This is a genomic window from Gordonia malaquae (genome assembly GCF_037148075.1).
Taxonomy (GTDB): Bacteria; Actinomycetota; Actinomycetes; order Mycobacteriales; family Mycobacteriaceae; genus Gordonia; species Gordonia malaquae.
Map to the genome: position 1 here is coordinate 21,798 of NZ_JBBCUB010000008.1, position 24,249 is coordinate 46,046.

General features: G+C 64.7%; 35 protein-coding genes. 9 read left to right on the forward strand and 26 right to left on the reverse strand.

Annotated features, from left to right (window positions below; translation table 11 throughout):
* Position 1 precedes the first annotated feature (1 nt).
* From WFK36_RS21345 to WFK36_RS21360, 4 genes are all read left to right on the forward strand, one after another.
* The gene (locus WFK36_RS21345; RefSeq protein WP_336794123.1) at positions 2 to 382 is read left to right on the forward strand and encodes a hypothetical protein; all 381 of its coding nucleotides are present in this window, start codon (positions 2 to 4) and stop codon (positions 380 to 382) included.
* A 68-nt stretch (positions 383 to 450) separates the two neighbouring features.
* The gene (locus WFK36_RS21350) at positions 451 to 2,466 is read left to right on the forward strand and encodes a hypothetical protein (RefSeq protein WP_336794125.1); all 2,016 of its coding nucleotides are present in this window, start codon (positions 451 to 453) and stop codon (positions 2,464 to 2,466) included.
* A 21-nt stretch (positions 2,467 to 2,487) separates the two neighbouring features.
* Entirely contained in the window at positions 2,488 to 2,985 is a 498-nt protein-coding gene (locus tag WFK36_RS21355) for a hypothetical protein (protein ID WP_336794126.1), read from the forward strand.
* 20 nt (positions 2,986 to 3,005) lie between these two features.
* Positions 3,006 to 3,299, forward strand: a complete 294-nt coding sequence (locus tag WFK36_RS21360; RefSeq protein ID WP_336794128.1) for a hypothetical protein — start codon at positions 3,006 to 3,008, stop codon at positions 3,297 to 3,299.
* A 12-nt stretch (positions 3,300 to 3,311) separates the two neighbouring features.
* Here WFK36_RS21360 and WFK36_RS21365 read toward each other — a convergent pair whose 3' ends face one another.
* The 21 genes from WFK36_RS21365 to WFK36_RS21465 all read right to left on the reverse strand — a co-directional run bounded on the left by WFK36_RS21365 (position 3,312) and on the right by WFK36_RS21465 (position 15,320).
* Positions 3,312 to 3,554, reverse strand: a complete 243-nt coding sequence (locus tag WFK36_RS21365) for a hypothetical protein (protein ID WP_336794130.1) — start codon at positions 3,552 to 3,554, stop codon at positions 3,312 to 3,314.
* Positions 3,532 to 4,488, reverse strand: coding sequence for a hypothetical protein (locus WFK36_RS21370; RefSeq protein ID WP_336794131.1), 957 nt, complete (start codon positions 4,486 to 4,488; stop codon positions 3,532 to 3,534). The genes WFK36_RS21365 and WFK36_RS21370 overlap by 23 nt, the downstream gene beginning before the upstream one ends.
* A 78-nt stretch (positions 4,489 to 4,566) precedes the next feature.
* Positions 4,567 to 4,920, reverse strand: a complete 354-nt coding sequence (locus WFK36_RS21375; RefSeq protein ID WP_336794133.1) for a hypothetical protein — start codon at positions 4,918 to 4,920, stop codon at positions 4,567 to 4,569.
* A 53-nt stretch (positions 4,921 to 4,973) separates the two neighbouring features.
* Positions 4,974 to 5,885 carry a helicase associated domain-containing protein gene (locus WFK36_RS21380; RefSeq protein WP_336794134.1) on the reverse strand — a complete coding sequence of 304 codons (912 nt, stop codon included), beginning with the start codon at positions 5,883 to 5,885 and terminating at the stop codon, positions 4,974 to 4,976.
* Positions 5,882 to 6,097 carry a hypothetical protein gene (locus WFK36_RS21385; RefSeq protein ID WP_336794135.1) on the reverse strand — a complete coding sequence of 72 codons (216 nt, stop codon included), beginning with the start codon at positions 6,095 to 6,097 and terminating at the stop codon, positions 5,882 to 5,884. Before WFK36_RS21385 ends, WFK36_RS21380 begins: the two co-directional genes overlap by 4 nt.
* Before the next feature lie 83 nt (positions 6,098 to 6,180).
* Positions 6,181 to 6,660, reverse strand: coding sequence for a hypothetical protein (locus WFK36_RS21390; protein ID WP_336794136.1), 480 nt, complete (start codon positions 6,658 to 6,660; stop codon positions 6,181 to 6,183).
* Positions 6,661 to 6,797: 137 nt separating this feature from the next.
* A complete protein-coding gene (locus WFK36_RS21395) occupies positions 6,798 to 7,658 on the reverse strand; it encodes an FtsK/SpoIIIE domain-containing protein (protein WP_336794137.1) in 861 nt (286 codons plus the stop codon).
* Between the two features lie 381 nt (positions 7,659 to 8,039).
* Positions 8,040 to 8,342 carry a hypothetical protein gene (locus WFK36_RS21400; protein ID WP_336794139.1) on the reverse strand — a complete coding sequence of 101 codons (303 nt, stop codon included), beginning with the start codon at positions 8,340 to 8,342 and terminating at the stop codon, positions 8,040 to 8,042.
* 141 nt (positions 8,343 to 8,483) lie between these two features.
* Positions 8,484 to 8,768 (reverse strand): hypothetical protein, encoded by a 285-nt coding sequence (locus WFK36_RS21405; RefSeq protein ID WP_336794141.1) that lies wholly within the window; start codon positions 8,766 to 8,768, stop codon positions 8,484 to 8,486.
* A gap of 50 nt (positions 8,769 to 8,818) precedes the next feature.
* The gene (locus WFK36_RS21410) at positions 8,819 to 9,172 is read right to left on the reverse strand and encodes a beta barrel domain-containing protein (RefSeq protein WP_336794142.1); all 354 of its coding nucleotides are present in this window, start codon (positions 9,170 to 9,172) and stop codon (positions 8,819 to 8,821) included.
* Positions 9,165 to 9,698, reverse strand: coding sequence for a hypothetical protein (locus tag WFK36_RS21415; protein ID WP_336794144.1), 534 nt, complete (start codon positions 9,696 to 9,698; stop codon positions 9,165 to 9,167). The genes WFK36_RS21410 and WFK36_RS21415 overlap by 8 nt, the downstream gene beginning before the upstream one ends.
* Entirely contained in the window at positions 9,695 to 10,051 is a 357-nt protein-coding gene (locus WFK36_RS21420) for a hypothetical protein (RefSeq protein ID WP_336794146.1), read from the reverse strand. The genes WFK36_RS21415 and WFK36_RS21420 overlap by 4 nt, the downstream gene beginning before the upstream one ends.
* Positions 10,048 to 10,389 carry a hypothetical protein gene (locus tag WFK36_RS21425; protein ID WP_336794147.1) on the reverse strand — a complete coding sequence of 114 codons (342 nt, stop codon included), beginning with the start codon at positions 10,387 to 10,389 and terminating at the stop codon, positions 10,048 to 10,050. The genes WFK36_RS21420 and WFK36_RS21425 overlap by 4 nt, the downstream gene beginning before the upstream one ends.
* A 138-nt stretch (positions 10,390 to 10,527) precedes the next feature.
* Positions 10,528 to 11,622 carry a hypothetical protein gene (locus tag WFK36_RS21430; protein WP_336794148.1) on the reverse strand — a complete coding sequence of 365 codons (1,095 nt, stop codon included), beginning with the start codon at positions 11,620 to 11,622 and terminating at the stop codon, positions 10,528 to 10,530.
* Positions 11,623 to 11,998: 376 nt separating this feature from the next.
* The gene (locus WFK36_RS21435) at positions 11,999 to 12,235 is read right to left on the reverse strand and encodes a hypothetical protein (RefSeq protein WP_336794149.1); all 237 of its coding nucleotides are present in this window, start codon (positions 12,233 to 12,235) and stop codon (positions 11,999 to 12,001) included.
* A complete protein-coding gene (locus tag WFK36_RS21440) occupies positions 12,232 to 12,531 on the reverse strand; it encodes a hypothetical protein (protein WP_336794150.1) in 300 nt (99 codons plus the stop codon). Before WFK36_RS21440 ends, WFK36_RS21435 begins: the two co-directional genes overlap by 4 nt.
* 29 nt (positions 12,532 to 12,560) lie before the next feature.
* Positions 12,561 to 12,863: a hypothetical protein gene (locus WFK36_RS21445; RefSeq protein ID WP_336794151.1), complete on the reverse strand. Its 303-nt coding sequence runs from the start codon at positions 12,861 to 12,863 to the stop codon at positions 12,561 to 12,563.
* Positions 12,864 to 13,013: 150 nt separating this feature from the next.
* Complete coding sequence (locus WFK36_RS21450) at positions 13,014 to 13,361, reverse strand: hypothetical protein (RefSeq protein WP_336794153.1); 348 nt, start codon at positions 13,359 to 13,361, stop codon at positions 13,014 to 13,016.
* Positions 13,362 to 13,612: 251 nt separating this feature from the next.
* Positions 13,613 to 14,275, reverse strand: coding sequence for a nucleotidyl transferase AbiEii/AbiGii toxin family protein (locus WFK36_RS21455; protein ID WP_336794155.1), 663 nt, complete (start codon positions 14,273 to 14,275; stop codon positions 13,613 to 13,615).
* Between the two features lie 19 nt (positions 14,276 to 14,294).
* Positions 14,295 to 14,780 carry a helix-turn-helix domain-containing protein gene (locus WFK36_RS21460; RefSeq protein ID WP_336794157.1) on the reverse strand — a complete coding sequence of 162 codons (486 nt, stop codon included), beginning with the start codon at positions 14,778 to 14,780 and terminating at the stop codon, positions 14,295 to 14,297.
* A gap of 276 nt (positions 14,781 to 15,056) precedes the next feature.
* The gene (locus WFK36_RS21465; protein WP_336794158.1) at positions 15,057 to 15,320 is read right to left on the reverse strand and encodes a hypothetical protein; all 264 of its coding nucleotides are present in this window, start codon (positions 15,318 to 15,320) and stop codon (positions 15,057 to 15,059) included.
* Positions 15,321 to 15,833: 513 nt separating this feature from the next.
* Between WFK36_RS21465 and WFK36_RS21470 the strand changes: the two genes are divergently transcribed.
* Complete coding sequence (locus WFK36_RS21470) at positions 15,834 to 16,238, forward strand: hypothetical protein (protein ID WP_336794159.1); 405 nt, start codon at positions 15,834 to 15,836, stop codon at positions 16,236 to 16,238.
* Here the strand turns inward: WFK36_RS21470 and WFK36_RS21475 are convergent.
* Positions 16,235 to 16,720 carry a hypothetical protein gene (locus tag WFK36_RS21475; RefSeq protein ID WP_336794161.1) on the reverse strand — a complete coding sequence of 162 codons (486 nt, stop codon included), beginning with the start codon at positions 16,718 to 16,720 and terminating at the stop codon, positions 16,235 to 16,237. The two genes, WFK36_RS21470 and WFK36_RS21475, sit on opposite strands and share 4 nt — an antisense overlap.
* Positions 16,721 to 17,110: 390 nt before the next feature.
* On the opposite strand from WFK36_RS21475, the gene WFK36_RS21480 reads away from it, so the two are divergent.
* Positions 17,111 to 17,743: a nucleotidyltransferase family protein gene (locus WFK36_RS21480; RefSeq protein ID WP_336794162.1), complete on the forward strand. Its 633-nt coding sequence runs from the start codon at positions 17,111 to 17,113 to the stop codon at positions 17,741 to 17,743.
* A 114-nt stretch (positions 17,744 to 17,857) separates the two neighbouring features.
* On the opposite strand, the gene WFK36_RS21485 is transcribed toward WFK36_RS21480, so the two are convergent.
* From WFK36_RS21485 to WFK36_RS21500, 4 genes are all read right to left on the reverse strand, one after another.
* Positions 17,858 to 18,040 carry a hypothetical protein gene (locus WFK36_RS21485; RefSeq protein WP_336794164.1) on the reverse strand — a complete coding sequence of 61 codons (183 nt, stop codon included), beginning with the start codon at positions 18,038 to 18,040 and terminating at the stop codon, positions 17,858 to 17,860.
* Positions 18,041 to 18,071: 31 nt separating this feature from the next.
* Positions 18,072 to 18,329: a hypothetical protein gene (locus WFK36_RS21490; RefSeq protein ID WP_336794165.1), complete on the reverse strand. Its 258-nt coding sequence runs from the start codon at positions 18,327 to 18,329 to the stop codon at positions 18,072 to 18,074.
* 60 nt (positions 18,330 to 18,389) lie between these two features.
* The gene (locus WFK36_RS21495) at positions 18,390 to 18,890 is read right to left on the reverse strand and encodes a hypothetical protein (RefSeq protein WP_336794167.1); all 501 of its coding nucleotides are present in this window, start codon (positions 18,888 to 18,890) and stop codon (positions 18,390 to 18,392) included.
* A gap of 280 nt (positions 18,891 to 19,170) precedes the next feature.
* A complete protein-coding gene (locus WFK36_RS21500; protein ID WP_336794169.1) occupies positions 19,171 to 19,947 on the reverse strand; it encodes a hypothetical protein in 777 nt (258 codons plus the stop codon).
* A 205-nt stretch (positions 19,948 to 20,152) separates the two neighbouring features.
* On the opposite strand from WFK36_RS21500, the gene WFK36_RS21505 reads away from it, so the two are divergent.
* The 3 genes from WFK36_RS21505 (at position 20,153) to WFK36_RS21515 (ending at position 24,207) form a co-directional block, all read left to right on the forward strand.
* Positions 20,153 to 20,614, forward strand: a complete 462-nt coding sequence (locus WFK36_RS21505; protein ID WP_336794171.1) for a hypothetical protein — start codon at positions 20,153 to 20,155, stop codon at positions 20,612 to 20,614.
* A gap of 276 nt (positions 20,615 to 20,890) precedes the next feature.
* Positions 20,891 to 23,539, forward strand: a complete 2,649-nt coding sequence (locus WFK36_RS21510; RefSeq protein ID WP_336794172.1) for an FtsK/SpoIIIE domain-containing protein — start codon at positions 20,891 to 20,893, stop codon at positions 23,537 to 23,539.
* Positions 23,540 to 23,679: 140 nt separating this feature from the next.
* Positions 23,680 to 24,207: a DUF6998 domain-containing protein gene (locus WFK36_RS21515; protein ID WP_336794173.1), complete on the forward strand. Its 528-nt coding sequence runs from the start codon at positions 23,680 to 23,682 to the stop codon at positions 24,205 to 24,207.
* The last annotated feature ends 42 nt before the right edge of the window (positions 24,208 to 24,249 follow it).

Below are 24,249 nucleotides of genomic sequence, written 5' to 3' on the forward strand. Positions count from 1 at the left end.
CATGGCAATCACCGGCGTACGCGTCAAAGGCCTGATGACCGAGTTCTGGACCTCAGGACCTGACGACCTGCAGCCCCGAATCAGCCGATTCATCGACCTGATCCGCGACGGCATCACCGAGGGCGGCATCCGCATCTGCACCGACCAGCGGACCGGCAACCCCTGCATCTACCTCATCGACACCGTCGTCGAAGTCCACGAACTGCCCGACACCAACGGCAATCCGTACACCGGCCAGTACCTGACCTACGAGGTCCTGATCTACCTCGACGACGCCGACGACCCCGCGCGCCTGGAATCTGTCATGGACAACCTCGCCCTCGGCACCGAGTACCCGTACTCGTCCTGGCGACCGGCCGCACTGCTGACCTCCGCCGCGTGAGCACCCCGGCCGAACCCACCCCGACGCGCCCTTCTCGCCCCCGGGGACGAGAACTATGGGCGCCCGCCATGATGCCTCTGGCCATCGGGCTCATCGCCTGCGTCGTGGGTTCGGCCGGATCACGCTTCCTCAACCCCCTACCCGTCAGCCAGATCTCGCCACTGTCACTGACACTGCTGTATGTCGCCGCACTCGGCGCGGCCGCAGCCCTGATCCACCAACGCAACACCTGGCGCTCGCACGCGGCCACCGCCGCGCCCGGCCCACCGGTCGATCCAAGGGTGCCCGCACCAGGCCCAGAGCCTGTCGGTGAACCCGCCGCACCAGCAGAGGATCGCACCGCCGACACACTGCTCGATCGAGTCCGCACCGTCCTGAGCGAACGCCACCCAGAGATCGTCATCGTCGACGGATCAGTCCGCTTCGACAACGACACCGCGCAGGTCAACGCATTCAGCCTGCGAACGACCAAGCCTTCGGGGTTCTCCGACGGCGTCTTCCGCGAGAAGATCTTCCAGCGCGTCTCCGAGTCGATCCCGGGCCGATGGAACATGACCGCCGAACCTCAACGCGACATGATCCACCTGCGCACCAAGCTGCCCTTCCCGGCCGCCGTCGCCACACCGATGCCCGACCGCATCGCGCTGAACAAAGACGACGCCCTCGACATCTACATCAAGGGCCTGGCGCTTTCAATCGGCGTCAACGAACTCCTCGAATCCATCGACCTCGACATCCAGGCTTTCCCGCACTGGCTGTTCATCGGCGGCACCGGCAGCGGTAAGTCTGTCTTCATGCGCGGCGCCGTCATCGAGCCGTTCCGAGCCGCTGGAGCAATGATCTTCCTCGGCGACGGCAAGGGCACCGACTACACCCAGCTCATCGGCCTGCCGAACATCGTCACCGTCTCCCAGACCACCGCCGACCACATCCGCATGGTCCGCCTGTGCGCCGACGAACTCCGAGCACGGCGGGCAGATGCCCAGGCCATTCAGTTCTCCCGCAACGGCCAGACCCCGTTCCAACGCCCACCCATCGTCATGCTCCTCGACGAGTTCGCGACGATGATGGCCAACGTCAAGGGCGAGTACGGCAAGCAGGGCGTCGAATCGTTCCTCGCCGATCTGAAGTTCCTGGTGCGAGTGGGCCGCGAGTTCAAGGTGCACGTCGGCATCGCCTCCCAGGAGGCCTACCGCGACATCATCGACGGCCAGCTCATGGGCAACCTCCAGCTGCGCGTCTCGTTGGGACCACCCGAGGACAAGACCATCAGCGAGGTCTTCCCCGACAAACTGCAAGCCCAGGCCAAGCGCATCGGCAGCGGCATCAACAAAAAGCGCGACATCGGCCGAGGCCTCGCCTTCATGGCCTCCGACAGCGACGAGATCGTCGTCGAGTTCCAGAGCTACTACGGCCACACCCCCAACCCCTCCAAGCCTCCACCACCTATCCTCGCCGCAGCCCACGAGGCGTACCGCGAGCAGGTCAGTGACCGCATCCCGCGGCTGCACCCCCGCCTGTGGTGGCAGGTCGAGAGCCCCGATTACGCCGCCGACCTGGAGAGCATCTACGCCACCCCCGCGGTCCTTCTCGACAACGGCCGGGGCGAACCCGACCCGACCAAGTTCATCTACGACCCACTCCATCCGAGCTACCAGGGTCTCGACCGCGACGCCGCCACACCTCCGATCCCGACCCTGAGCGAGCTGTCCGACGGCGCCACCTACGCCCCACTGCCCCCGAAACGCACCACACGGCCATCCCTGGACGACGACCAGGACATCGACGACGACGACCAGCCAGCCTTCGACGTCCTCGACACCGCCGACTACGAGGGCGACCCCTTCGACAACCACGGGGCACCGCCACCGGACTGGGCGACCGGCGACGACCAGGTGCCCGACGAGCCCACCCGCGCCGACACCACGCCAGAGGTCGACGATGATGACGACCCGCCGCCGTTCGACGTCGATCCCGAACCCCGGCCCGAACCAACTCCGGCCCCACTGACCAAACCCACCCGCGGCCGAGTCCCACCGCCGCACCCATCCCGGCGCCCCAACACGGGCACCGTCAACATCTGATCCACCAACACGGAGAGCATCATGAACACCCCGTACGTCACCGAGTACCCCTCGCTGCACCTGAACTGCCTCACCGCAGAACAGCGCGAACACACCGTCGGCTACTGGTACACCATCACCTCAGGCGCCACCGCAGCCACCGCGTTCCGCACCCGCGAGGAACTCCTGGACTGGGCACGCGACATGGGACTGGAGTTCGCAGAATCAGTCCCGGCACCCAACGCTGGCCGCGGAACCCACCTCGCCATCCATGGCGCCTACCAGATCGCCATCCACGGCCTCTACCGCCGCGCACTACACCGCGACGTCGACGCCTGGCACGCACTGAGCGATGTGGTCGCCTACCGCCCCACCATCGACAACGGCGAGTACACCGTCGGTGCGATCACCGCCGACTCCGACGGCCACCGCACCCTGCACGTGATCAATCCCAACGACCGCGACGGCGTCTTCCCCTTCGACCGACGACGCAGCACCGAAGCCGACGTCGCGGACTACATCGCAGCGACCTACAACTGACCCGACCAAGGGGACCACCGATGGATGCCTTCGACCAGATCATGACCGCCGCCGCCGCGAGCGACCTCCAGCAGACCTACGACAGCGGCCCCGGCTACTCTGGGCGACTCATCGCCTTCGGCGACCCCACGCACGCGCAGGACTGGCTCAACGGATCAGGCCGCGCTGGGACCAGAATCCAGGTGAGCTTCACGGCCACCGGCGCGGTCGAGTCGGCGGAACGGGCCGTCAATGATCAGACCGAAAGCCGCACCACTCCAGGTGCGGCCCCCGACCTCTGCCTGGCACAGGCCCTCGCGCTTCTCACACCCTGACCTGCACCCGGCTTATGACGCGAGCGTGTCGACCTCGCGGCCACAGAAGTACCGCGAATGCGTCCGGGTCAGCCCCTCCAGAGATGATGCGCACAACGCCACCACCTCCACGCCGTCGGCGCATGTCGATTCCTTCTCGAACCGCAACCGCATGGCCTCAGCAGAGTCCCCGACCTCGCGGACCGTCCGGTCACCACTGGACCGGCAGTACTCGATCACAAACCACTTCATCTCATGCTCCTCGTCGTAGACCACATCGGGTAGACAGCGTCGCAGATGCCGCCTCGATCACTCGCGAAGCCGCGGCGACAACCGCCTCAGGCTCCTGCTGATTCCACCGGCCGTCCGCGATCATCCCAGCGAAGTCCGAGGCGCTCCCCCGGCTGACCGCCTCGACGGCCCCGGCCACGAGCCCGTCGCCGATGTCCTCGGCCACCCGCAGCCCCTCCGCAGCGAGCACCGCCAGCATCGCCTGGCGCGCAGCCGACCGAGCCAACAACGCGGCCGACGCACCATCGGTAGACACCAGAGCCTCCGCACTGCTCAGTCGCGCCGCCGCCAACGCCGTCAAGGCCGACACCGACACCCGCGACCGCACCAGCACCCCGTCCGCGAGCAACGAACCCAGCAGATCAGCGTCCCCATGTTCTGCGCGTGCGCCCGACCGACGACCGGCGAGCTGGTCGATCATCGCCTCAGACCGAAGCATGACCTCCATCACCGCCACAGGCACGCTCTGCATCGACGGACGAGCTGCCAACACCGCGAGGGACTCATCGATCGCCGCATTCTGCGCAGCGACGCGACGGCCCCCGATCTGCCGGTCGGCATCCGGCAGCAGACCGAGCAGGTCACGGTGCGCCCGGCACGCCATCGCGGCGGCCTCTGATGCGGTCAACGCGCCGTGCACAACCTCCGCATCACCGGAGAACGCGGCCGCCCCGCCGTGCAGGATCTCGTCGACGTGGAACTTTCTCCACCCCAACGCCCGCTCCAGCGAACGCCGCGCAGGTCGGCGCAGGGAGACCCGCGCGCCTGATTCGATGCTTCGCAGTGTTGACGGCGCGGGGCCACCGGCCTGGTAGAGAGCAGTCTGACTCAGCCTGAGCTGGCGGCGCCGCCCGCGGACCGCGACCTGCAGGGCAGTCCAGTCCAGCGAGGCCGAATCAGCATCGGAGCCACCATTCACACCGTGATATTACCGCACAGCAATCTCGTCGCGGTGGCGCGCCCGCGACTCCACCGGCGCGCCCCGTTCTCCCGCCGCCTAGTCGATCAGCCGCACGTCGTCCGGCCCCACCAGCAGCGTCAGATCACGCACACTCGTCGCCTCGTTGGCGCTGCTGATACTCACCGTCACCAGCGCGACCCACTGGCCCGAGGACACTCGCACCCAGGCCAACTGCCATCCAGGATTCTCTCCGAGCACGCGAAGACCTCCGGCTCGAACACCCATCGTTGGCTTCGGGTCGGCGAACAGGAGCACCGACGCGCCGCCGAGCGCCCGCCCGTCCACGAGCACGCGCCGCGGTCGTTCCATCGCACGGACGCACCCTTCCTCGGGATTCCACGACAGTGAGACCGGCGCACCGGTCCGTACTACCTGCTCGCTGTCGTCCACACCCACCACGATAATCGAACATCTGTTCGCCGACGGGTGAGGCCAGAGTCAGGTCAGTGCGTGGTCGATCGTGCATGCAGTGAGCGCGACGCCCGTTCGGACCACCACGGCTGCGATTGCAGGATCGCCAGACGTTCAGCCTTCAGCTTTCCTGCTCGGTGGGCGGAGACCTGGATGCGTACCCACCCGCCGTCCTCGCCCGCGGGGAGGGCGCCGTTCTCGGCGTAGAAGGCGTTCACGGCAGCGAGCCGCTCGGTCCAGTGCCGGTATCGGGTGCGCGCCGCTGGCGCACTCCACCAGGCCTGCTCCGCGAGCACGGCCACCTGGTGTTCGATCAACGTCCCCGCCGAGGCAAGGCGCCGCTGCTCGGCCAGCCATCGCCCCGCTGCCGATGACGTCGGCGGCAACCGATCGTGAGTAGCGACGTAGGCGTTCACCGCGGCGAACCCTTCGTACCACCGTTCGGCCGAGGCCCCGACTGGCTCGACCGGTGGATACCGTCGCAACCGGGCGGCCGCCCATGTCGAGGATCGCCCGAAGCTCTCACTGATCGAGACAGCACTGACCGAGTCGTCGCGGTCGAGCAGCGCGCGCACGCGGTCGCACCACTGCTGGACGGGGACGTCATCGCCGAGCTGGCTCATTTCAGCCTGGGTCAGGCGACGACCTCGCCGCGCCGCGAGATCCTCCGGGCTGCGGAACTCGTGCCATCGGGCGCTCATCTTCTCGCTCAGCGGCGCCACCAGGAGCAGCGTGCCCTCGGCCAGCCCATGCGCTCGGCGGTACTCCACCGCCGGGGTACCGTGCGCTCCGGCGGCATGCGCACCTAGGTGACGCCAGGTCCGACCACACACGTGGCACAGGTATCGGCCGTCGATCTCATCGAGCATCCCGTACCGGCCGAACCCGTCCGGGTCGCCGACGGTCATCGCCGGGTCGGACTGAGCGGCGTCGTCGACGCTCACGAGTCCAGCAGTTCCTTGAACACCGGGCAGTCGACGGCGTGCCACTCGCGGACCATGACCTCACCGGAATCGACGTCGTTGAGGACCACCTCGATATGCCACGGCAGGCACTCCAGGCAGGGGCTGATGGTGTACGCCTGGCCGGAGTCGTCGAAGGCGGGCATGTCGATGCTGCCCACCGGCGCGGTGTAGGTGACATTCCGCCTACTCACGGGCGAGGCCTGACGTCGGGTGTGCTGCCTGCGCCTGCCATCACGACTCCTGGTTGTAGATTCCGGCCCGATCCTCGCTCATCCTAATCGGAGCGAGCCGTGGCCAAGGCCGCGTCAGCCACGGCCACGAGCTGCTCGCGAGTCAGCGCCGTCGGCGACGCGAGAGCTGCATCGACCAGCGCCGCTACGACCTCGGCCGCGATGTCGACCGCCTGAGCGCTCCATCCGCAGTTGGCGAGGACGTCCGTTCCCGATAGCCCACCGTAGGGCCCATACGGCTCCATCTCGGCGGTCGCGCATCCTTCGACGTGCACCTGCTCATCTCCGGCTCGGTACCCGTAGGCACAGAACGTGCTCGCACCGGCGGTGACCGTGACTCCGTACTCGCGGACGTTGTTGAACGTGCCGAATTCGAGCGCGCGCGCAGAGTCGGCCAACGGCGTCATCACTTCGCTGGAGATGTACACGTTGCGGTTGTCTCCGGGGTTCGCCAGTTTCGGGCAGTGCGCCGCGATCAGCGTTTCCATCGCCGTTCCGAACGAGTCTTGATTTCGGCTTGTCACACTGTCTCCTGTGGTTTTCTGGTCTTATTGTTGTCGTGCCGATGGTTCGGCGCTGTGGGCCGATCGGGCCGTGACCCTTACCCGATATTATCAGCTATTCTCGGCGTGCCTCAACGCGTCGCGGCTACTACCTGATTTCATGACCCGCCGCCGACCCCTTCGAAGACCTTGACCTTCTCGACTTCACCGCGGGAGGTCTGAAAGAATCCCACTCCCGTCGATGGCGTCAGATTCTCGACTTCCCGTGGTGCTATGAACTCCATCTCGGACGCTCCGTAGCTACCGAACGTGACTCCATACCCAATCTCGTCCTTGATTGATCGGAGGTAGTCCTGATTTATGATGATCGAGGACAGAACGCAGTACACTCCCAAGTTGGCCGATCTACGGATCAACGAGTTCAACTTCGTCACCATCTCGGGCTGCCAGAGAGGGAGACTTTCCAGATCATCAATTATGATCACCAAGTCCGGCATTGGCCCTGAGCGTCGGCGATAGTCAGCCATATCGGAGTAGCCGTCACGAATGATCTTCTCACGGCGCTCCACTTCCCGATTCACGGCATCCCAGAACACATCCCCGTCCCAGTCCACTTGCCCAAAACCTCCCCGGTAGTCGAAGCCAATGAGACGACTAACGTGGAGAACATGGGGATGGCGAGACAAGTCCGCCAACGGGCAGACTCCGGGCCTCCAGGTGAAGCACGAGGCGAGGATGAAGTTCACTCGTTGCGGCGAGTACCTATACGCAAGGCCATTGACGAGGGTGCGTTGGAGAATGCTCTTTCCGGTGCCCGTGATTCCCGTCATCACCCCCAGGCGACCGTTTCCGCCGAGTTCTTCCGCGCCCAGCTGTAGTGAGACCACCCGGTTCATCGGGGCCTCGTCGGGGTCTTCCGGGTCGATGGCCAGGCCCAACGGAGTACTGAGTATGGGGTCGGCGTCGTTCTCCGCCCACCGGCCGTCCTGCCCGCGAGGGGTGTCTCCGTCCAGCGCCAACGTCCAGAGTCGAGCTTCATTCTCGCGGCGTGAATTCTCACGGGTTTCGTACGCCAGTCGCTTGCGTGCGCGTGCGCGCGCCGCCCGGAGGTTCAAGCTGGGGTCTGTAGTTCGAAGGGATCGAGCCAGGCGGTCAATCCGGTTGTTTGAGACCATGCGAAGTCACTCCTCTATCACTGCAGATGCCGCTCCAGCTCGGCATCAAGCGATAAGGGAAGGTTCGACATCCATTTACAAGAAACTGTTGCCGCAGTGAGACGCTGGCCCTACGTTCGGCAGCTGGAGGTTGCCGGTGCAGTGGCGAATGCGTCGCGGAGAGGTGCTGTCGAGACACCCCCGTTATGGCGACAACCATAGCATGGGATGGACGTTCCTTTCTCCTTATTGCCCCTCCTGCGAGGACTCCACCCATGAAGGGCGTCGGACTATTGCAGTCGGATCGAGGTCAGCCAGCGTGCCGTCGGCAAGGATCGTTTTTCCGCCGCCGACGTAGATCGTCACGTCATCGCCAGCGAGGACGAAGTCACCCGGCTTCGCCTCACCGATGGGCGCTCTTCTCATGCTGTCGAGGTCCAGCGGAACACCTGACCACTCATGCCTGGGCAGGACGCCCACCGTCGCATTTCGGTCGGCCGAGCCAGTCTCTGCGAGTTTGCCTTCTCGCTCCTGTACAACGTCGTCCATTGATCCCCCTACGTCTAGGTACACACTTCATCGCCTACCGATGAGTCGGCTACTTCGGTCCACGTCCCCCGACCGAATTCGGTGCACGTTGGTTGCTACTGCGTGTTCGGCCCAGATGGGCGCGATGTCTCGTTCCGTTGGCTACGCCTTGGCGATTTTGGCTCGATTGCGGTGATGGTGGTTTGCTCGTTCGATAGCACGCTCCAACGACCGGTGTCTCGACACATTCTCGTACCGCAGCTTCCACCCTTTCTTTATCCCGGTGTCGGCTTCCCGCTCCATGAACGTGAGGTAGTAGTCGGCGCCCAGCTTCGTAGGTTCCATCTCGATCCGGTAGCACGCGCCGCTGTCGATTTCGGCGAACCATCGACTACTCTCGCGGCGATGCTCGAACCTCAGCCGATCGGCCATTTCTACACCCTTCATCCGGTCATGGTTTCCGCAGTTCGTCGTGCGAACGCGTGCGGCATTGCGGCTTAGGAACGCCTACTGCGGCCTTTCGCGAGCACTGCCGCGGCTTCGCGGAGTGCGTCCACGGTGAACTCGTCGAGCTGCACGCTGACTCCACGCTCGATCAGGCTCCGAAACTCCTCGACCGCCGCCTTGTGCTCGCTCTCTTCGGCCAGCAGTTCCGGCGTGACGATCCGCTCAGGGAACGCTGCCCCCACCGATCGCCCGTTGAACCGGTCGAACTTGATGCCGTACACGCTATCTCGGCCGCGGTCGAGCACACGGACGTACTTGCGGCCCACCGAGTCGACGATCACCGGAAAGTTCCTCGGCCCCGCCGTCAGCGTCACCTCTTGTCCCGGGGTGAAGAAGTCAGCCATGTCCTACAACCTCCACTGCGTCGTGCTCAGCGATGCCGACTGGCTCGCGCTGTCCCATATCCATCCATCGTTTCAGCCGGTACGCCACGGTCACGAACATCTCATGCGGAATCGGCTCCACCGACCGGTTCTTCCGTGCCCTCGACGCGACTGTCACCGAACCGTCGTCGTGCACCCACCACAGTCCGCAGTGCACCGGCACTTCGTCGGCCTTGATCAGTCCTGCTGGGCACGCGTAGATGAACCTATCGGTGATCCGCTCCCAGGGGCGACGCTTATCGGCGGTCTCCCGCAGGAAGTCAGACCGCGAGATCTTGACCTCGATCGCCGTCCGGCACGTGCCGCCGTCGAGCATCAGCGCATCGATTCGCCTGTTCCACCCTGTCGGATACGGCCCAGTCGCCCCAGCCTCAGTCCACTGCTTGCAGCGCTCGTCGAACTCGGGGTCGTAGGCAACCAGCTCTCGCAGAAGCACCGCGCCTGGATACTTCCGGGCGATCGCGTCGAGCACCTCATCTGCCGTCACCGCGACGCCATCCTGTCGAGAATGATGTACCGCGCCAATGTCGCCTGGACCAGCAGCCAGATCGCCCCTCGCACCACTAGTGCGAGCAGCACCAGCGCGACCGGAACCAGTATCGGCATCACCACCAGGAGCATGTGCCCGGATAGGGCGTTGCCGAGCTGCTCGGCCACACCACGATCGGGGTCGCCGAGCCACCGGACGAGCGCATAGATCAACCCGAGAACATCGGCGGTGAGGACCAGCATGTAGACGATCCCGACCGGCAGGGAGTCGCGTTCCTCGACTGAGGGAAGTAGCCCGAGGGTCAGGATCACCACTGTCGCCATGATGATCGCGGCCATTCCCGCGCTCACTGCGGCCCCTGATCGCCGACGGCTCGGTACTCGACGGCCTTACCGAGCGCGGTCGCGTAGGCGATCTCGTTGGCGGTGGACGTCCCGATGTAGCCCTTCTCGTCGGTGACGACCACGACGTAGTCGGCAAGGTCGATCTTGCGCCGATGAAGCAGGTCGAGCATGCCCTTGGTCGTACCGTTCTGGTCCTGCTCGGCGACTACGCAGTGCGGCATGACAACGATCTGCCCGGCCAGCGTGAGATCGGCGGCGACCTGCAACATGCGCGAGTAGAACCGCATCGATCCACAGATCACCGCGATCGGCGGCGAAGCCGCCGCCTTCGCGATCGGCACCACGTCTGAGCGCCTCCCCCCGGCCCCAGGTACTTCTCGCGTCATTGATTCCGCCTCCCTTCGTGTGGCCGCCGCCGGGCAGTCCGGCGGGCCTCCAGGCGATCAATTCAGTGCGATACTATCACACAACTTTTCGGGTGCTTACAGCGGTGGATACAGCGCCGGAATCACCTGAGCGACGTCGCGGCGATACCGCTCATGCTCACTGCTCAGACTCGGCGGACCCGCAACACACGGAGTCGGCGCGCAATAGCACTGGATCTCGGTGAACCCTTCGTCGCGCGAATCGAGTCCGGGCGCCGTCATCAGCGCCCTGCCGGGCCGACCATGCTTCATCGATTCCGCGCGCCGCTCCAGAGCCTCGCGGTCCTTGGAGGGGAAGACATCGAGGATCGTCTTGCGCTCCGGCGTACCAACAGCCAGGCGCAGCGTAAAGAGTGGCAGTACGAGCCGAGCGCGCATGGACAGGTCACCGTCGGTCACGACCACGTGCACCTTCATAGCGCGCCCGTACCTCATCAGGTACGCCAGGTCGTCGAAGAATGCTGCGGCCGCGGCCGAACCCTGGCGCGCTTCCACGTCATGCTCGATCGCACCCGCCTCCGTCACGAACACCATCAGTGGCGGGCGATCTCCGCGCCCTTCCGCGCGCCTGGACCGCAACTCCGCAGCCGCCCACCCCACCACACGCTGATGCTCCTCAGGGTGCTGCGAGACGACGACGACGTTCGGAGCGCCGATGAGCCCAGTGAAGTCAGTGCACTTGCCATCGACGATCAGGGTCATCATTCCCGCAGCTCGAACCTGCTCGATCAGGCTGCACACGACCGACGTCCCGCCTGCGTCGACTCGCGAGACGACCAGCCAGTGGGCCGCACGACGGATGTCGATCGACACCTGGGCGCCGTCGGAGTCCACACCGAGGTTCAGCATCAGGCCGTCGTCGTACATCGAGACCGCTTCTGGCACCGACATCGCTACCCGGTCCGGCAGCGGCAGCGCAATCGCACGCGGAAACAGACCAGAAGCGCTGCTCCCGGTTGTCGACCGGGTGTGCCCAGATCGAACGGGCTCTGTAGTGGGAGCGGGCACATAGGCCAGCGGAATCTTTCCGAACACGCCTCCGGGTGCGTGAGCGACCTGTTCGGCGAAAGTCCGCGCGTTGCTGAGAGTGAAGTCCGGGCGGAGCTTCTTCAGTGCTCGCGCGAGACGATCGAGGTCGTTGTTGTTTCCCATGGCAATAGTCCTTCGTCGGCACCCGACCGACGGACAGACTCCCCGGCCAGCCACCGTCGATCGCAATGCCTACTGCAGGATGCGACATGGACAACGTGATGGGAAACGAGTTCCTCTGAACGTCTTCGGCGCCCGCAACCGCGTAACGACTGCTGTGTAGGCGATCTCCTGCCGGGGATAATCACCCACCTATGATGCAATGTGGCACTCGGACACTTCCCAAGGTGTCAGACGCAGAATATCACGCGTCATTCGCCGGTTTACCATCTTTACTGCAATCGACACTCCCCTGCAGAGTCGAATGCAGCCACACTCCACGGCAGAAGACACTCGCGGCCGGATAGCGATCGCATCCTTCTACGAGAGGCTGAATAGGCTACCGCGACTCCATCGCGCGTCGAAGGGCTCCCGGAGAGACATCAGTACGTCGCAAGATCTCAGCGGGCGCGATTCCGACCTCGTCCACGGCATACACGAGGAGATCTCGCCGCTGCGAGGCCACCTCCATGTACGCCGCCCTGCGACTGGCTGCATCCTCCGCGGCCTCAGCCAGCTGATCCAACAGTTCACCGCGGCCACCGTCGGCGGGTTCTGCTGCGCCGGTGGTGCTCACAGCGTGTCCAGCGCAGCCTGGTCGATGACCAACTCCACCGGATCATTGGCCCCCGCCGAAGCTGCCGGACCCGACGGCCCGTACAGGGCGGACAAGCGCTGGTGCAGCGCGCGGTAGTCGGCCTCGGTGGCGACGGGGCACTGGCGAATCCAGTCGAGTCCGGCTTCGCCGTGCTGATCGACGGAGCTGTAGATCATCAGGTTGCCGGAGTTGCTGTCCTCGGCCGAGTCGAGCAGGACTGCTGTGACGTCGGGGCCGTTGATGTACGCGACTCGGTACGTGCTTAGGGTGCTCACTGGTCGTCCTTGTCCTGGTGTCCGTGGGGTCAGTCGTGCGCGACTGCGCAGGTGACGGTTGATCCGCTGCGGCGGTCGATGGTGTCGATGACCTCGGTCGTGAGAGCGCTGCCGTGTGGGTGCCGTTCGATCTCGGAGGCGTACGTCTCGTCGAGGCCCTTTGCCGACATCACGGCCGGGCACGGCGCCGAGCCGTCTCGGCGTTCGAATTCCTCGATCAGCAGGTCCGCGTACGGGCTGCCGTTGGGGTGCAGGCCCATCTGGGTCTCGATCGCCTCGTCGAGTTCGGCCGCCGACATGAGAGTCGGGTTCGGAAACTTCCTCGTCTTCACGACCTTGATATTATCAGCCACAGTATGGGGCTGTCGGCCTATTCGTCGGTCCACGGCCCAACCATTCCGTTGTCTTGCGCACACAGATCGCAGAGGTGGAGTTCCTCGTACTCTGCGCCGTTGAGCCGACGGCCGCAGTCGCCACATTCGTCAGACATCGTCTCGCCGCCGCCCGAATCCACTCTTGACCGCCGCCCAGAGCTCGCTGCGCCGGAAGTCTTGGGCGAATCTCCATCCGCAACACATCAGCCCCACAGCAAGGCCTGCCAGCCCGGCCCGAAACAGGGCCAGATTGCTCACTGCCAGTTCGTACCGGCCGATCGCCATCGCCGCGGCGAGCAAAACGAATAGACCGAAGTACGCGGTGAAGATTCCTACCACTCCGTCGCCCTCACCTTCGGGGCCGTCCTTGGCGATCGATGCGACTTGGGTGATGATGCCGATCGTGATCGAGGCTATTCCGATAGCTATCCAGAACAGAACCATGACTGTTGCCATTTCACACTTTCCGATCTTCCAGGATCAGCCGAGCGCCGATCATTACAGGATCACCAGGTGATAGTATCACACGCAATTGTTGATCCCGCGACTTGCCGCACGCTGAACCGCCGCCCGATAACATGAGCACGTAGCTGTACCACCGCGGTGAGTACCAGAAGTGAACCCCAGGAGATCCTGCCGGACGACAGGGCCTGGGGTTTCGCGCTATCTGCGCACGGTCAGCGACAGCTACACGGCCCGCCCTGGCATCAACGCATCAGTCGCGTGATGCGTTGCCACAGGACCGCCTTGGGTACCGAATCGATCGCGAGCGCGTGCATGCACTCGTCGAGTCGATGTGGGTTCTCTCGGTGGTAGTCGATCGCCTTGGCCAGGTCCGCCAGGACTGCTGACCGGTAGGCAGTCTCCGCCTTGGCCACGGCCTGCTCTATCAGCCCGGTCGACGGTTCGATCATCGCCATGTCGATCAGGTCGCGGCTGAACACCGACCTGTCTGCCCATCGGTCCGAGTTCGCCAGGAGCTTGGTCGCGAGCATGTCGAGAACGGTCAGTGTCGGCACTCCGCAGATCTCGTCGCCGACGTCCGGAGTCTCCAGATCAAGCCGCCCCTCCGCGACGATCTCGATTCTGATCGGCACGTGGTCGACGTCGACGAGCGTGCGAATGCCGTACTGGTCTGTCACCGGCGGCCGCGTCTCGCTGATCCGGCGCCGGGTGAGCGCGTTGATGCCGCCACCGGAACGGACGCGTTCGCGCAGCGCTCCGTACCCGCCGCGATCTGCGACGAGCAGGTCGATGTCCGCCGATTCCCGGAACTCGCCGAACCGCAGCGAGATCGCCGTCCCGCCACCGAAGTAGCACCCGTACTCCGCCAGCAGTTCCCCATCGAAGGCGTCGAGGATCTGCGCCACCCGGGCGTGATGCGGCCGCCTATACAAGGAGCCGCCCTCCCCCGTGTTCGTCGACGAGCTGCTCGACGAATGCCTTCTCCTCCGCGCTCATCGCCTCGACGTCCACATGTCGCCAGGAACGCTCGTAGAGTGCCAGCGCTTCAGTCATGGTCAGCTCGGTGTCACCACGCAGTTGCCACGCCAGCGCTCGCAGCTGAAGGAATCGGTCGACGCGAACCCGGCCCTCGGTCGACGCGGTCCGCAGCTCATCACTGTCGGCAGCAGGAACGGCCTCTGCCAACGACACCTGCAGGCCGAGCGCGTCAGCGGCGGCGGCGTACGCCCCTATGGTCACCGACGGCTTTCCCGATTCGATGCGGCTGAGGGTGACTCTGGACATTCCCGCCGATTCTGCGGTGATCGCCGCGGCGAGCCCGAGGACTTTGCGGCGGGCCCGAATGGCCGCGCCGACTGCTCGCAGGGTGTTCTGCGCGTGGTCCGGGATGGCGGGGCTCACCGACGGCATGTATCTCATTCTATACATCTCTGCGTATTCTGCCCACGCAACGAGAAGCTCAACGCACACCAGATGCGCCCCGGTAGCCCTGGACGCCAGCCTTCGACGAGGGATACAGTCATGGAACTGGGCACGCGTGGTGACGCCCTCACCTGACCCTTCGGGGCAGCAAGGTGAAAACAGCTTGTGCCGTCCACGTAGAACCGGCCTGCGGACGCTTCAGTGTTTCGCAGGCCGGTTTCTTGTGTGCGGCACACGGCAGCCGTCACACCCGCCCAGATGCGTTTACTCGACTCGTTGATCGTCGGTGAAGTCGCCTGTGGCGAGCGTTCCTTCCTGCACAGTCCGGTACATCACGTGGCCGTCCGGGACGGTCATGATCATCGCCAGGATTTCGTCGAGGGTGGCCGCGGTCGTCAGCTCGAACATGACATCGAATCCCTCGGCGGCGATCGAGTACTTCTCGATTGGACGCTTGGTCGCGGCGAATTGTTCCAGCAGCTGGTCGACGTCGCATTTGGCTTCGGCACGGAGAACGTATGTAGGCATCGGCGCAGTCGTCCTACCTATCTCGCAGAAATGACATCGAAAATGAACAGGCCGCGGCATCCGTCGTACCCAAGGAGGCTCACTCCGTACCCATCGGCAATGAACGTGCTGCGTGCCGCCTCCGCAAGCGCCTCGGTGGCATACACGTGCTCACCGACGGTCGCCCCCTCGCCTTCAACGAGAATATCCCGATGACTGTCACAGATTTTCACACCGTCCGCCCGATATGACGCGCGAACCGATTCGGACACTCGATCACACAGTTCGCACTGGGCGATCGGTTCCGTGTTCGGAATTACGGCTACATCCATTTCCATTCCTCCCAAGTGGGCAACCTTGGTTGCCTATGTTCCACAGGACCTCAACACTTCGGGCACGCTGATCGTTAGTGATATTATCAGCGGTATTGCACGTGTGTGCGGAGACTGATGCCAAGACGGTCCAGGGTTCCGCGCCGTCGACGGCGGACCGCCGACCGAGCAGGCGACACCACCGATCACGCCGAAGGGATTCATGACCGTGTCCACCGATTCCCCCACCGTCCACGACCTCGACGACTCCGACGGTGCGATTCGACTGCTGCATCGTCAGATCGAAGCGCTCGCCAGTCGCGCCGCGACCGCCTACGTTGTCCAGGCGCCATTGCGGGTCGAGGATCGAGGCGGCTTCCCTTGCTGCATCTGGTACGAAAGCCCCGAGCTGAGCGTGATCTCGCTCGATGGCACCGTCGGCATCGAGATGGGCGAACGATTCTCCTACCACCCCGATGCGACCTACCTATGTGCCCGGGACCAGGCGCGAGCCGTCGCGCAAGCACTCTTGTCCGCGAGCGCGTACGTCGACACCCATCCGCACAACGATGGCACTGCTCCTGCCCTCGGCGGCGACACTGAGCACGCGGCCGACCGGCGTTCCTAGTCCGATGCGAGTTCCCCGTCGGGGCGGTTTGCAGCCTCTCCGGCGAGTTCAGTGATCCTGTGCATGACCTCGGGAACGTGATCGCCTGGGTTGTAGGAGCGGTCGTCGAAGTAGTCCGCTTTCTCGCGGTACCAGCGGGTCACGCTCTCCCGGTCCGGGCCGACCTCCCCGATCGCGGTGATCAGGATCAGCGCGTCGCCGCGCAGGCCTTCTTTGCCCAGGTCTGACCCGGGCGTCGACGTCCACTCTGCCCAGTCATAGCCGGACAGAACTGACGCCGTGCCGTCCAGAACGAACTCGGCGGCTTCGGCGCGGACCGAGAACGGTGGACCGAGTGCAGTCACGAAACGATGGAAGGCCGATGCCATTCGGCTGGCGTCGATATCCTTCGCGCCGTGATCGGTCAAGGTGTGGACCGTGTTCTCGAAGGCCGAGTTCAGATAGGAATCGAACAACGCCTTCTGTGACGCACGTTTCGCCATCAGTCCGGCACGATGTCTTCGTAGACGTCTCCGTCATTGACAAGTAGGCGCACAGTCACACCTGCTGGAGCGTTCACCAGAATCGTGACCGTACTATCCCCGAACTTCGACTGGTGTGCATACACCTCGCACTCTCCAACCAAGGCGTCGAGAACGCCTTCCTCGGATGGGGCAGGTGTCATCGGTGTGTCCGCGAATCTAGCCATTACAATTCCCCCTTGAAAGACCTATATGAATCCCCCCGGATTCGGTGAATGAGACACTAGCAGATCGATCCGACAATCTGCGGTGTTGCCAAGGCTCCGCGATACTCCATCACCCGGCGGCCTGATCTTCAACAACTGTTGCACTTCACCAACTTTAGTTGGCTATCGGACTAAGATCGCGCCCATGCAGTTGAACAAACCGTTCGCCACCGTCGCACCGACTCTCGACGGCGACGTCCTCACCGTCCTGGCCAACGCCGACGCCACGTTCACAATCGCCCAGGTCCAACGCATCCTCACCACCCCGTCAGACGAAGGCATCCGCAAAGCCCTCAACCGCCTCACCCGCCAGGGCGTAGTCCTGCACGGCAAGGTCGGCCGAACGCACACCTACCGACTCAACACCGAACACCTCGCGGCCGAGCCCATCACCGCATTGGCCCGCCTCAACTCCACATTCCTCGACCGCCTAGAACGCCACCTCGACGAGTGGGGCAAGGCCCTGCGGTACGCCGCAGTATTCGGGTCCGCAGCGACCGGACGCATGACCATCGACAGCGACATCGACCTACTCCTGGTCCGCACCACCGCCTCCACCGACGACACCTGGTGGGAGCAGAAGACCACCGACCTCGCCCAACAGATCACGGCATGGACCGGAAACGACGCCCGAATCATCGAGTACAACGACGACGAACTGCACACCGCCACCGCCGCAGGCGAACCCCTCCTCCAGGAGGTGGCCAGAGACGGCCTGACCGTCGCGGGAACGCGATCATGGCTCATCACCGAACTACGCTCACTGAACCAGCGATAGCCACGCCCTACTGCTGCCGTACCGAGCAGCGCGCGGATCACGAGAGGCTACGGCGCCGCAGCATTCAGCGAGAAGGACCACGCCAGAGTAGGGCCACATGCGAGACCCACGTTCTCACCCAGCGCACGCCCTCAGATGCTCATCCGCGGTCGAGGCGAGTGCGTTGAGCGAATCGCCGTCTTCGACGTCGCAGAGCGCAGTTCCGCACAGGTCGCACGTCAACTCCAGGTCCGTCTTCACCGGGTCATTGCTCGTCTGGATGGTTGTGTTCGCGGAGATGTGGTCGAGATCGAACATACGAGTCCTCCTAATGGAAGTGGCGGCCCGGTCAGGCCTGAGATACGTCCAGCCCGGACAAGGCATCCGCGTGGACACGGTAGTGGAGTTCACCGTCGGGGAACTCGTCATCGAGCACAGCGACATCGGGGTCGACATCGACACGAAGAACGACCTCACCGTAGCCGTCGATGGCGCCGGTGGGAGTTGTGCTGAAGTAGATGCTCTGGTCGTGCTCTTTGCTGACCCATGTGCCACTGGCGACGATCGCTTCAGCGGCCTCTCGGCTCGTGCGGTGGTACAAGATCATCGTCGATTGCCCCTCACCCGTTGTCGGCTTCCAGCGCGTCGAACTCCGCCTTCATCGTGTTCAGTCGGTTGCGGTCGACGGGTCCAGAGCGGACCGGACCTCGGAAGGGTGCGCCGCGAGAGCCCACTGGTCCTCACCGCCGGAGGGATCTGGCACTGGCCGGACGATTCCGGCCTTCCCCAGGGCCTGCAACGCCTGCGCCGCCTTGAACGGGCCCGCGGCGATCGCCTCCTCAACGGCGTGCATCGAGTGCGGACCGGGATCGGCGAGGAAGTGTCGCAGGATCTTCTCCACCACCGGGGTGAGAGACACTTCGCGCCACTGGCGGTAGGTCCGTCCGGGGAGCCGGTCGCCGAGCAGCAGGAGCAGTCCCGCGATGACCCCGGTGAAGGCCACTGGCAGTGACAGCGCGGTGTCCCCGAGTCCGGTCAGCGAGGCGGCTGCGATCGCCGCTCCCACGAGCGACGCGATCCACAGCAGTGGCCGCTGGCGCGTGATCAGGTAGGCCACGAGCAGGACGCACTGGAACACCCAGACAGCGACGGTCACAACGAATTCCACGATGCCTATCCTCCCGTGCAGCCGCACACTGCGGCACCACCGGACAAGCACGTCGGCCGATGTAGCGCACGCCAGTGGTTGCAGGTCCCGCAAATGCCTTCGTCGATGATTGCCTTGATGGCCGGGGACTTTCCGTACCCCGTTGGCCCTGCGAGCCAAGTCTCGTTGATCTCACCGTTTGCCACGATCGCCCCGCCCCTTCAAACAAAGCCTTGCCGATACTATCACCTATAATTGGGGCTTGACCCCGGACCGCGACATGATCGCATTCGCGCCGCGATCATGCGCCACCACCAGCATCCGGTGGCCGGTCGGCGATCGGGAAGTACCCATCAGGACAGTCCAACTGTCCGGCCGTCCAGAACCCTCCCTGCATGTGCCGCATATCGATGCCCCGACAGTGCTCTTCCGAGCAGTACCCGACCTTCTTGCCGTCCGCGCCGACGCCGCCATAGAACCTTCCCGGGCAGTGCAGCTGGTACTGCCCGTCGCCGTCGTGCAGCTCTCGGTCATACACCCATGCACCGCCGATGCATTTCTTCCGAGCATGGAACACGACGATCCCGAAGCCGTGCAGATTCCTATCAAACATGACCGTCTTCTGCCGCAGCGTGATCACCTCGCGGCACGCCGGACACACACTCGGATCAGCGAACCGCTCCAACTTCTCCACACCATCACTGGCGATCGCATCGACGACCGAGTGCATGCACGGCATCAGCTCCCGACACGTGCCGCAGACCGGATAGTGCTCGGGCAATCGAGGCCAGCCACCGGCGCACCAGAATCCCACCGATACACGATCAGCCGTGGCCAGGTCGTCGTCGAGTCCCACATGCTCGATGAGCCAGTACTCCCGTCCATCCTCGGACACCCGGTCGTAGACCGCGGCGATCCGGCGCGGATGGCCCGGCCTGGTGCGAGTTGCTCCGGCAACAGTGAGGTCACCCACCTGCGGCGGGAAGGGTGTCCAGTCCAGCCCGTAGGCCACCAGCAGTTCACCTCGCCACCGCGGAGTCTGCATGATCCGCTCGTGGTACCCAACGCGTCGACTCATTCGTGCGCACATCCTCCCAATTCACTGGGATAATATCAGTGAATACTGACGCCTGGTCGGAGCATCGACACCGCGGGAGCAACACAGGCGGTTCGACCTGCATAATTCTCCGCTGACCAGGTCATTCCCGATGGCCAATGGGTCGGGGAAACCTGCACTGTACCGTGATCGCACTCATCCACGAATCGACCTCGGGAGCGCTCCCATGAACACGAATCTCGTCCCCCTGATCGCCGCCGGGATCGCCGCCGGACTCGCGGCCTGCCTCTCCGCTCTGCCTGTCGCGTCCCTCGCGGTGTTCGCGATTGCGGCACCACATCCCCGACTCCTCGCGCTGTTGGCCGCATGCCTGCTGGCGATCGCTGCGATGCTGCTCGCCGTCACCGCCAACGCCCGCACCACCGCCGATCTCGACGTGCCCCTGGCTGCGACCGCGACCCTCGCTGCGGCGATCGCGGTCTTCGCTGGAGCCGTCACCACCGGTCTGCCCGCGTTCATCGTCGTGATGGCCAGCGCGGCCGCCGTCGATCGGCTCGGCCGACGGGTCGGAGGTTGGGTGGGTCACCGCGAGTGGTGGCGCCCGCTCGGGGACGTCGCCCGTCTCTTCGCGTGCGTCGGCGCTGTCGGCGGGCTGCTCGGGGGGCTGCTCGGGGCGCTGCTGCCTTGATGTTCCAGTCTCGACACTGACCCACCTAGAAGGGGCGTTGATACTATCAGTGATAGTTCTGCTTGTGAGTGTCACCAACTGCTGTAGGATAGGGCCCGACGGGGGACCTCGACAGTTCCTCACCGCGACGGAATTCGCGCCGGTATCTCCAGCTACCGACCTGCGATAACCGTCATCAGCGGCAACGACTTCACGAAAGCGGATGTCGACGACACCCTATCGCTTATAGCGCTGGGCTGGAGCAGCACTACCTAAGTGATAGTAAAGGACATAATCATGGGCCGAAACAACAAGGTCATCCGCCGCGCGAAAGAAATCCGCCGCGACAATCCCGAGATGAACCTCCGCGCCTCCCGCCTCGCAGCAGCGACCGAACTCGCCGCCAACTCCCCCGCCGCCAGCACGACACTCTCGGCCGCCGGGCACGCCGTTGCTCGCCTCTCCGCTCGACTCACCGGCTTCACGTTCCCCACGGACTCGACCACCCTGATCGTGCTCGACGGAATCAACGACGCCGTGCTACGGACCGAAACCGAGCACGCCCTGACCGCGCGACTCTGCGAAGAAATTGACCGCGAGGACATCAGCGTCTCCACCGTCTACCCCGCGGAGTTCTACTCCGGACAGTCCCCGCAGGGCGACACCACACCGGGCGCGCCGAGCATCCGCGTCATCACCACGCCACCCAACTACGGCGGCGGCCCATCACTCCTCCAGGAACTTGCCCGCGACCTTAATGATCACCTCACCGTCCTGCGACGCCTCGACGACGTCGACGATGATTCCGGACCTCGCATCGTCATCGTCTCGGCCCCGTCGCCCCTGATCGAAGCTGCCGTCTCGCGCGCACCGAATCTCCCCCATCAGGTGTGGACCCGGATCTCCTTGCGAGCACCGTCGATCGCCGAGTTCGCCGACCGCATCCTTGCCCGCACCTCCAGCACCCGAGCGATCTCCCCTGACGTCCGCGGGCACCTGCTGACTCTCATCCGGGACAACGACTTTCTCCACAACGCGGCGCTATGCGATCAGATCGCCGACGACCTCAGCGGGCTTGGCGACGCCGCCGAGCCGGTCACGATCGCCGAGGTACGCGCCGCCGCCGAGGAGCTGGCATACAACCGCTGGAGCACCCTGGTGCTCCCGTCTATCCATCCGCCTCTGACCCGCCCGATCGCGTTCAACGAGATCGACCACACGCCCGAGAGTGACCAGTTCGCGTTGACCATCGGTGTCCTGGACAACCCTGACGACGACACGCGCACTCCCTACCGACTCCACCCCAACGACTCCCACATCCGAGTCATTGGCGACCACGCGACCGGCGTCTCGTCCACCATCGAAACGATCATCGCCGCCGCGGCGCAGTCCTACGGTGCCGACCGAGCACAGTTCTACGTCATCGACCCGGCGGGCTCCCTGTCGGTCATGGACCAGTACCCGAATGTCGGCCGATACATTCGCGCGAATGCACCGGCCACCGACATCAGCCTCGAACGCGTGGTGGGCGAGTTCCTCCGCATCGCCGACCTCCGTGCAGAGGTGATGCAGGCCCGGGGCCTGTCCTCGTTCAGCGAGTACTGGGCCTCCAAGGAAGGTGAACCGGTCGCCCGCGACCCGTACGGTCATCTGTTTCTGGTCATCGACCACGCTGAACAGTTCTTCCGCGACGACGAGGACCTGCGCTGGACCCAGCAGATCGCGATGCTCGCCGACAAGGGCCTACCGGTGGGCATCCACCTGGTCCTGGGATCAACCGGGGAGGCGAAGATCTACCGGCTCGAACCCAAGTTCGGGCAGATCGTTCATCACCGCCTCAAAGACGTCGCACTCTCACCGGTGTCCTACCCCAGCTACGACACGAAGGGCCTCATCAAAGCGATCCCGGACCGCGAGCCTGGCCGCATCTTCGACCTCGCCACCGGCTTGCACGGCCGCATCCTGATGCCGCACACCGTCGCCTGCGACCCCGACCCGGCCCTGTCTACCGACCACACTCCCGCGTGGTCGTACAACCATGACTGGCGCGATGCGACCCGATCGCTGGGAGAGACGCTGGCGGCCGACGATCCCGCTCGGGCGCCGATGATCGAGACCGAGTACGGCAACGTCGACCCCGAGTATGTCCTGCACCTGCATCAGCAGCACCTCGACGACCACCTTGATCAGCGGTACGCCGTGCCGCTCGGGATTTCCATGGAGGACCACACGCTGGTCACCCTGCCCGACCCGAATCAGTCCACGCTCCCGCCGCACCTGATCATCTCGGGCGACCGCGCACTCGCGGGCAAGACCACGATGGTGCGCTGGCTCCTACGGTGGATCATGTCCACCTACCAGCCCGGTGAGGCTTTGGTGTACCTGTTCAACTCCGACATGTCACTGCTCGATGAGCGTGATCAGCTCGACCACGCCGACATGCTCGGCGGGTACGCCGCCTTCGGCCCTGAGATCGAGACTCTGGCGACCGAGGTCGCGGACCTGATCCGCACCCGGATGCCCGCCGACGCCACGGCGCTGAGCACACACGAACTCGCGACTCGTTCATGGTGGTCCGGGCCCGAGATCTTCATCGTCGCCGACCCGGCCGACCAGGCACTCTCCAGCATGTCAGGTGCCACCATGGCTGAACTGGCATGCTCCCGAATCGGTCTCGGCGTCCGCATGTGGGTCACCCTGACCTCCGCCGAACTCGCGGAACTCCCGCGTCCGTTCATCAGGGAGCTGGTCGAGGCTGGCAGCCCCACCGTCCTGCTGCCCGGAACCCACGCCGGAACAGTGCTCGGCACCGGAGGGGACCTCCAGCCCCTCAGGTTCCGCCGTCGCCGCCCGGGAATCGGACAGCTCTACCGGCGGACCGACCAGCACCATCCACTCCTCCTGATCCCGAACGCGACCGTGAACACCAACGCCAGCATCAGCTGACACCAGGCACGAACAGAGAACGGGGCAATCCCCCACCCGCGTCGCAAGTTGGGCGTTGTTCGGTGTCAGCGCCGAGAAACTGACCGCATCTATAGTTAGGGCCGCCGCGCCGCGCGAACCTCCAGCTCCGGGAAGGCCCGATGAACACCACCGACACCCCTCATCCGTCATTGACCGGTATGTCGGTACAGGATCTCCTGCGTCTCGATGCCGACATCATCGCTGAACTCCGCGCACGTGGGGTGGTCCGCACCTCGAACAAACCGATCGGCGACATCGCCGAAGCAATCGTCCACACCGCTCGCGGCGGCGCCATGGAGCCCAATAGCCGGAAGTCGCACGACATCACCTCACGCGACGGCACTCGCATCCAGGTCAAGGCGATGGGAACGCGCGCAGCCGGAAACTCCGGGAAGTTCAGTCCGTTCCGATCCCTCGATTTCGACACCTCGGTGTTCCTGCTCTTCGACGCGACCTTCACCCTCACCGAGGCGCGTGAGGTGTCCGCGAGCGACATCGAGACTCTCCCCGTCACCACGCACATCAATGGCCGCCAGCCACGCCTGACCTGGGTCCGCCAGCACGGCACCGACGTCACCGCCGAGATGACCACCGCATGGTCGATCATCAGCCGTGTCGCCGCCACCAACACCCCCGCAGTTCGGTGACACCCCGCATCCATCGACCGACAGGGTATCGATAGATCTATC

Excerpts from the sequence above, each read along its gene's own strand:
- WFK36_RS21505 (WP_336794171.1), top strand. The coding sequence starts at position 20,153 with ATGAACACGAATCTCGTCCCCCTGATCGCCGCCGGGATCGCCGCCGGA.
- WFK36_RS21410 (WP_336794142.1), bottom strand. The coding sequence starts at position 9,172 with ATGGCTGACTTCTTCACCCCGGGACAAGAGGTGACGCTGACGGCGGGG.
- WFK36_RS21490 (WP_336794165.1), bottom strand. The coding sequence starts at position 18,329 with ATGATCTTGTACCACCGCACGAGCCGAGAGGCCGCTGAAGCGATCGTC.
- WFK36_RS21480 (WP_336794162.1), top strand. The coding sequence starts at position 17,111 with ATGCAGTTGAACAAACCGTTCGCCACCGTCGCACCGACTCTCGACGGC.
- WFK36_RS21360 (WP_336794128.1), top strand. The coding sequence starts at position 3,006 with ATGGATGCCTTCGACCAGATCATGACCGCCGCCGCCGCGAGCGACCTC.
- WFK36_RS21400 (WP_336794139.1), bottom strand. The coding sequence starts at position 8,342 with ATGGACGACGTTGTACAGGAGCGAGAAGGCAAACTCGCAGAGACTGGC.
- WFK36_RS21465 (WP_336794158.1), bottom strand. The coding sequence starts at position 15,320 with ATGCCTACATACGTTCTCCGTGCCGAAGCCAAATGCGACGTCGACCAG.
- WFK36_RS21460 (WP_336794157.1), bottom strand. The coding sequence starts at position 14,780 with ATGCCGTCGGTGAGCCCCGCCATCCCGGACCACGCGCAGAACACCCTG.
- WFK36_RS21510 (WP_336794172.1), top strand. The coding sequence starts at position 20,891 with ATGGGCCGAAACAACAAGGTCATCCGCCGCGCGAAAGAAATCCGCCGC.
- WFK36_RS21345 (WP_336794123.1), top strand. The coding sequence starts at position 2 with ATGGCAATCACCGGCGTACGCGTCAAAGGCCTGATGACCGAGTTCTGG.
- WFK36_RS21485 (WP_336794164.1), bottom strand. The coding sequence starts at position 18,040 with ATGTTCGATCTCGACCACATCTCCGCGAACACAACCATCCAGACGAGC.
- WFK36_RS21515 (WP_336794173.1), top strand. The coding sequence starts at position 23,680 with ATGAACACCACCGACACCCCTCATCCGTCATTGACCGGTATGTCGGTA.
- WFK36_RS21500 (WP_336794169.1), bottom strand. The coding sequence starts at position 19,947 with ATGAGTCGACGCGTTGGGTACCACGAGCGGATCATGCAGACTCCGCGG.
- WFK36_RS21450 (WP_336794153.1), bottom strand. The coding sequence starts at position 13,361 with ATGGCAACAGTCATGGTTCTGTTCTGGATAGCTATCGGAATAGCCTCG.
- WFK36_RS21405 (WP_336794141.1), bottom strand. The coding sequence starts at position 8,768 with ATGAAGGGTGTAGAAATGGCCGATCGGCTGAGGTTCGAGCATCGCCGC.
- WFK36_RS21350 (WP_336794125.1), top strand. The coding sequence starts at position 451 with ATGATGCCTCTGGCCATCGGGCTCATCGCCTGCGTCGTGGGTTCGGCC.
- WFK36_RS21475 (WP_336794161.1), bottom strand. The coding sequence starts at position 16,720 with ATGGCGAAACGTGCGTCACAGAAGGCGTTGTTCGATTCCTATCTGAAC.
- WFK36_RS21430 (WP_336794148.1), bottom strand. The coding sequence starts at position 11,622 with ATGGGAAACAACAACGACCTCGATCGTCTCGCGCGAGCACTGAAGAAG.
- WFK36_RS21355 (WP_336794126.1), top strand. The coding sequence starts at position 2,488 with ATGAACACCCCGTACGTCACCGAGTACCCCTCGCTGCACCTGAACTGC.
- WFK36_RS21470 (WP_336794159.1), top strand. The coding sequence starts at position 15,834 with ATGACCGTGTCCACCGATTCCCCCACCGTCCACGACCTCGACGACTCC.